Genomic DNA, 6,193 nt, shown 5'->3' on the forward strand with positions numbered 1-6,193 from the left:
CGGATGCCGTCGCGCGGCAGATGCAAGACTCAGAGAAATGGATGCGGGGTCCGGGGAGAATACCTTCTTCCCGCACTTGCTTCCTGCCGTGCCGCGGCGCCCCTCAGGGCGCGGCGTCCCAGACCAGCACCGTCAGCATCGCCTGCCGGCGGTCGAGCCGCGGCGCCTGCCCCGGCACCAGCCCCATTGCCCGCTGCGTCAGCAGTTCCCCGTCCCGCGGGTTCAGCACCAGCCAGACCCGCTTGCCCTGCCGCACCCAGTCGGCAATCCGCGCATCCGGCACCCGCTCGGCTTCCGTCATGCCCTGCGGCGCGAAGGGCGCCAGCGGGATCAGCGGCGCGCCGTCCGGCTGCCAGCGGTCCTGCTTCAGCCCATCGAGGTAGTAGCCGAGGCCGAGCATGTTGGTCCGCGGCCCGATCGCCACGACATCCCGTGCGCCGAGTTGCGGCCCCAGCACGGCGGCAAGCCCGCGCCAATTCTCCTTGATCTGTGGCGTCACCGTCAGGATGCCGTGCAGGCCGAGCGCGGTCGCCACCACCAGCGCCAGCGCAAAGCCGCCGCGCAGCCAAGCCGGCGGCCGGGCCGAGGCCAGCGCCATCGCCGCGAGGATGGCGAAGGGGACCGGGACGAAGATCGCGATCCGCGGGATGAAGAAGGGCGATGCGGCCAGGCTCATCCCCAGCGTCATCGCCAGGAACAGCGCCGCCGGCGTCGCCAGGAAGACCCAGGCCAGCCGCCCCGGCCGCGCCCGCCAGAGCACCAGGGCAAACAGCGCCAGCACGGCGACGGAGACGATGCTGGCGATGCGGAAGCGCAGCGCGAAGATCGGGTCGACCAGCAGCGTATTGGCGAGGTTGAACAGGCCGATGAGGTCCGGCTTCTCGATCCAGGCGATGTCGTAGCGGCCGGCCTGCGCCAGTATGGCGCGGATCTCGGGGATCGCCAGCACCACCACCACCGCATCCACCACGGCCAGCCGCAGCAGCGGAGCCCAGGCGAAGGCCGATCCGGCGCGCGCCCGCAGCAGCCAGAGCCCGGCGCAGATGTTCAGCGCCGCCAGAGTGAAGGCCGAGGTGGCATGCGCGTAGACCAGCCCGAGGGCGGCCACGCCATACAGCGCCAGCGCCCCGTCCCGCCGTGCCGGCGCGGCGCGGCAGAACCGCATCAGCCCGAGCAGCGCGAGGACGTAGAGCGGCGGCATCAGCGCATAAGCCCGGGCTTCCTGCGCGAACTGCATCTGCATCGGATTGAGCGCGAAGATCGCCGCCGCGAGCAGCGCCGTGCCCGGCCCGGTGAACTCCCTCGCCAGCCGCCAGACCAACGGGATCGTCGCTGCCGAGAGCAGGGCGGAGAAGGATCGGATCGCCAGCTCGCTCGACCCGAAGGCCGCGGCCCATGGCTTCAGCAGCGTGTAGTAGAGCGGCGGCGTGGTCTCGATCTCGAAGGCCTGCGCGCTCCAGAGGAAGCCGAGGCTCTCGCGCACCCAGAAGACGCTGAACAGCTCATCGGCCCAGTACGACGCGGCATCGATGCGGTACAGCTTCAGCCCCAGCGCCGCCAGGGTCAGCAGCGCCAGCGCGGCATAGGTGCTGCGGGTGCCGAAGGCAGGCGTCGCCGCCGCGGCATAGCCGCCGCGCTCCATCACCCGCCCGCTCATCGCGCCACCATGCGTCGTGCCATGCCACCATGTCGCCAAGGCTTGCCAGCCATGCCGCTCCGCTCCGCTTGCCGGGCGCACCATGCCGTGGCAGGGAGGCGCCGGCGAATGAACGGATCGTCGGCGCGGCGGTGCTCGCGCAACGGTGTCATGTCCCTGGTTGCAGGCTTCGCGTTCGCAATCGGGATGGCGACATCACGTTTCGCCTATTCCGGCAATTTCATCTGCCGCATCCACGCCTTCGTGTCCCATGCCATGATGCGAAGAGCGACATATTGCCAAGACCGAATCGGAGAGCCGCGTGTCACCCGCCAACCCGGAAGCACCCGCTGCCCAGCACTGGGCGGCACTGCTGATCGCCATCATCGCGTCCCAGGCGGGGCAGGTGTTGCTGAAGCTCGGCGCCAGCGGCCTGCCGCCGATGGAACACGACCTGATCGCCAGCCTGCTGGCGCAAATGCTGCGCTGGCAGACGCTGATCGGGCTCTGCTGCTACGGCAGCGGCACGATGTTCTACGTGGTGGCGCTGCGTCGCATCCCGATGTCGGTCGCCGCCCCCTGCACCGCCGTGTCCTACGTCTCCGCCACGCTGTTCGGCATGCTGCTGTTCCATGAGACATTGTCGCTGACGATGCTCGCCGGCCTGGCGCTGGTTTGTCTTGGCGTGGTGCTGCTGGCCGAGATCGGCGGCAAGCGCGGCGCGGCGAAGCGGGAAGCGGCCGAAGCCGGGCTCAGCGCACCAGGTCGAGCAGTCTCCGCATCACCGTAGGCAGCGCGCCGGCGGCCTCGGCCAGCGGGCGCGCCTCCATCCCCTCGGGCGGCGCGAGCCGCGGCACGCTAGCCGCCAGCAGCAGCATCTCCAGCTCGAAATGGGTGAAGCCGTGCCGGGCAATGCCCGGCACCCGGCGCCAGGGCAGGCCGGGCACGGGGGCGAATTCCGCCGCTTCCGCCGCTGCCCAGGGCGCATCCCGCCAGGGCGTACCGGGGATCTCCAGCATGCCGCCCAGCAGCCCGCGCGGCGGCCGGCGCCGCAGCAGCACCTGGCCGGCGGCATCGGTCAGCAGGAAGTGCATTCCGTGCCGCAGCGGCCGGGCGCGCTTGGCGGCCTTTGCGGGCAGCGATTCCTGGATCCCCTGCCGCTGCGCCAGGCACCCCTCCCGCCAGGGGCACAGCGCGCAGGCCGGCGCCCGTGGGGTGCAGATCGTGGCGCCGAGGTCGAACAGTGCCTGGGCGAAGTCGCCAGGCCGGGCCCGGGCATCGGCATCCGCCATGAAGCCTGCCGCCAGCGCCGCGAGCCGCGGCTTCGAGCCCGGCAGCGGCGCCGCCTCGGCCGCGAGCCGCGCCACCACGCGCTCCACGTTGCCATCCACCGGCACCACCGGCTGATCGAAGGCGATCGCCGCGACCGCCGCGGCGGTATAGGCGCCGATCCCCGGCAGCGCCCGCAGCCCATCCGCATCCTCGGGGAAGCCGCCGCGGGCGGCGACCAGCCGGGCGCAGGCATGCAGGTTGCGCGCGCGAGCGTAGTAGCCAAGCCCGGCCCATTCCTCCATCACCGCCGCCTCGGGGGCCGACGCCAACGCCTCCACCGTCGGGAAGCGCGCCAGGAAGCGATCGAAGCGCGGCCCGACCGCGGCGACGGTGGTCTGCTGCAGCATCACCTCGGACAGCCAGACCTGATATGGATCGGGGCGGTTGCCCCGGCTGCGGAAGGGCAGCACGCGGCGGTGGCGGTCGTACCAGGCGAGCAGCGAAGCGGCGGGAGGAAGTGCGGGCATATGGCCAAGGATAGCGACAAAGCCGGCGGCTTCACCCCCGCCCGCTCGCCTTACGGCCCGCGCCCGCTCGGCGCCCTCATCCCGGCCCTGACCCGGCCGGTCTTCCGCAAGCGCAGCCCGGCCGGGGCCCAGCTGATGGCCGATTGGGCCGGGGTGGTCGGGCCGGCGCTCTCGGGCGTGACCACGCCGCTGCGCTTCGCCGCCGGCACGCTGACCATCGGCTGCGCCGGCCCGGTGGCGATGGAGCTGACCCACCTGGCGCCGCAACTCATCGGCCGGATCAACGCGCATCTGGGCAAGCCGATGGTGGAGCGCCTGCGCTTCGTGCAGCAGGCCCAGCCCCGCCCCGCGCCCGCCGCCCGGCCGGCCGCCGATGCCCCGCTGCCCGCCCCGGTCGAGCAGGCCGTGGCCAAGGTTCCGGGCGAGGAATTGCGCGCGGCGCTGGCAAAGCTGGGCCGGGGCGTCTATCGGAATCGTCCCTGACCGCCCGCAGCGGGCGGAGTCGATGCCAGACCCCGATGGAGGCCGCATGCGCCTGCCCCGCCGAACCCTGCTCGCCGCCCCCGGCCTCCTGGCCACCGGCCTCGCCGCGGCGCCCCCCGGGGCGCGCGCCCAGAATGCCGATCCACGCCTGTCGGAACGCGGCATCGGCAATCCGGACGCCCCGGTGAAGGTGATGGAATTCTTCTCGCTCACCTGCAGCCATTGCGCCGCCTTCCACAAGGAAACCTTCCCGCGGGTGAAGCGGGATCTGGTGGAGCGGGGCGCCATCCGCCTGATCTGGCGCGATTTCCCGCTCGACCAGATCGCGCTCACTGCCGCCGCGGTGGCCCGCAGCCTGCCGGCCGAACGTTATGAGGGCTTCATCGGCGCGCTGTTGTCGAGCCAGGACCGCTGGGCCTTCACACGCGGCGACCCGCTGGTCGAGCTCGGCAAGATGGCGGCGCTGGCCGGGATGCAGAAGGCGCAATACGACCAGGTCGTGGCCGATGAAGGGCTGAAGCGCGCCATCCTCGAGCAGCGCATGACCGCGGAGAAGGAGTTCAGCGTGCAGGCCACGCCAAGCTTCTCGTTCCAGGGCGGCGGCACCATCCGCAACCAGTCCGGCAACATGCCCTTCGAGAAGTTCCAGCAGCTTGTCCTGGAAGTGCGGCCGGTTTGAGCGACGCCCCCGCCGCAGGCCCGGAGGCCGAAGCCGAGGCGGCGGCCGTGCCGGAGGCGGCACGCACCACGCCCGAGGAGCAGCAGGCGGCACGGACCGCCGCCCTGCGCGCGACCCTCGCGCGGCTGCGGATCGCCGGCTTCAAGAGCTTCGCCGAGACCACGGTGGTCGAGGTCCTGCCCGGCCTGACCGGCATCGTCGGCCCGAACGGCTGCGGCAAGTCGAACGTGGTCGAGGCGCTGCGCTGGGCGATGGGCGAGACCTCCGCCCGGTCGATGCGCGGCGGCGAGATGGAGGACGTGATCTTCGCCGGAACCGCAACCCGGCCGGGCCGCAACCTGGCCGAGGTGACGCTCTACCTGGAGGAAGCCGCCGGCCTCGCGCCGCCGCCGCATGCCGAGGCGGAGGACCTTGAGATCAGCCGCAAGATCGCCCGCGGCGAGGGATCCTCCTTCCGGGTGAACGGCCGCGAGGTCCGGGCGCGCGACGTCCAGACCATGTTCGCCGATATCGGCTCGGGCGCCCGGGCCTCGGCCATGGTCAGCCAGGGCAAGGTCGCCGCCATGATCGGCGCCAAGCCCGAGGAGCGCCGGCAGGTGCTCGAGGAAGCGGCCGGCATCAGCGGCCTCCGCGCCCGCCGGCACGAGGCCGAGCTCAAGCTGCGCCAGGCCGAGTCCAACCTGACCCGGGCCGAGGACCTGCTCGGCCAGTTGGACGTGCAGCGGGGCTCGCTGCAGCGCCAGGCCCGGCAAGCCAACCGCTACCGCAACCTCTCCGGCCTGGTCCGCGCCGCCGAGGCCGAGTGGCTATCGCTGCTGCGCGCCCGGGCGGGGGCGGCGCTCACGGTCGCCCGCGCCGCCTTCGACGCCGCCGCCGCAACCACCCGCCGGGCCGAGGCCGAGGCCGAGGCCGCCGCAATCCGCAGCTTCGAGGCCGAGAAGGCCCTGGCCCCGGGCCCGACGGGGCTGCGCGAGGCCGAGGCCCGCACCCGCACCGCGCTGGAGCGCCGGCGGGTCGAATCGGAGGGGCTGGAAGCCGAGGAGCGCCGCGCGCGGGACGCGCTGGAGGCCGCCGCGGCGCGGCTCGCCCAGATCGAGCGCGACCTGGCGCATGCCCAGGGGGTCGAGGCCGATGCCGCCGCCGCCGAGCGCCGGCTGGCGGCCGAGCAGGCCGGACTGGACGCGGCGACGGCCAGCCTGCCCGCCAGGCTGGAAGCCGCCGAGGCGGCGCTGCAGGAGGCGGCCGAGGCCGCCCGCACTGCCGAGCGCGCCGCCAACCTGGCGACCGAGGAGGCGGCCGCGCTGGCTGCCCGGGTCAATGCCGCCGGGGCTGAGCTGGAGGCGGCCGGGCAGCGCGCCCGGCGGCTCGGCGGGCAAAGGACGGCGCTGGCGGCCGAGCACGAAGCGGCACTGGCGACCCGGGTCGCGCCGGAACGCCTCACCGCCGCGGCGGCGGCGACCGCTGCGGCCGAACAGGATTTCACCGCCGCCCGCGCGGCGCTGGCCGAGGCCGAGGCGGCCCGTGCCGCCGCGCAGGACGCCCATGCCGCTGCCCGGCGCGAGGCCAGCGGCGCCGAGGCCGAGGCCGGCCGTGCCG

Annotated in this window: 6 protein-coding genes; 4 read left to right on the plus strand and 2 right to left on the minus strand. The window is 73.6% G+C overall.

Annotation, left to right across the window (positions count from 1 at the left end):
• Nucleotides 1-103 precede the first annotated feature (103 nt).
• Entirely contained in the window at nucleotides 104-1,696 is a 1,593-nt protein-coding gene (locus E2C06_RS28025; RefSeq protein ID WP_165982713.1) for a glycosyltransferase family 39 protein, read from the minus strand.
• Nucleotides 1,697-1,958: 262 nt separating this feature from the next.
• On the opposite strand from E2C06_RS28025, the gene E2C06_RS28030 reads away from it, so the two are divergent.
• Nucleotides 1,959-2,426, plus strand: a complete 468-nt coding sequence (locus tag E2C06_RS28030; RefSeq protein ID WP_165982714.1) for a DMT family transporter — start codon at nucleotides 1,959-1,961, stop codon at nucleotides 2,424-2,426.
• Here the strand turns inward: E2C06_RS28030 and E2C06_RS28035 are convergent.
• The gene (locus E2C06_RS28035; protein ID WP_133291885.1) at nucleotides 2,389-3,435 is read right to left on the minus strand and encodes an A/G-specific adenine glycosylase; all 1,047 of its coding nucleotides are present in this window, start codon (nucleotides 3,433-3,435) and stop codon (nucleotides 2,389-2,391) included. The two genes, E2C06_RS28030 and E2C06_RS28035, sit on opposite strands and share 38 nt — an antisense overlap.
• Between E2C06_RS28035 and E2C06_RS28040 the strand changes: the two genes are divergently transcribed.
• The 3 genes from E2C06_RS28040 to E2C06_RS28050 all read left to right on the plus strand — a co-directional run.
• Nucleotides 3,436-3,918, plus strand: a complete 483-nt coding sequence (locus E2C06_RS28040; protein ID WP_133291886.1) for a DUF721 domain-containing protein — start codon at nucleotides 3,436-3,438, stop codon at nucleotides 3,916-3,918.
• A 46-nt stretch (nucleotides 3,919-3,964) separates the two neighbouring features.
• Complete coding sequence (locus E2C06_RS28045; RefSeq protein WP_133291887.1) at nucleotides 3,965-4,597, plus strand: thioredoxin domain-containing protein; 633 nt, start codon at nucleotides 3,965-3,967, stop codon at nucleotides 4,595-4,597.
• A partial coding sequence (locus E2C06_RS28050; protein WP_241671506.1) for an AAA family ATPase occupies nucleotides 4,594-6,193 on the plus strand: 1,600 nt, incomplete at its 3' end. The genes E2C06_RS28045 and E2C06_RS28050, both read left to right, overlap by 4 nt.

Source organism: Dankookia rubra (assembly GCF_004355005.1).
GTDB lineage: Bacteria > Pseudomonadota > Alphaproteobacteria > Acetobacterales > Acetobacteraceae > Paracraurococcus > Paracraurococcus ruber_A.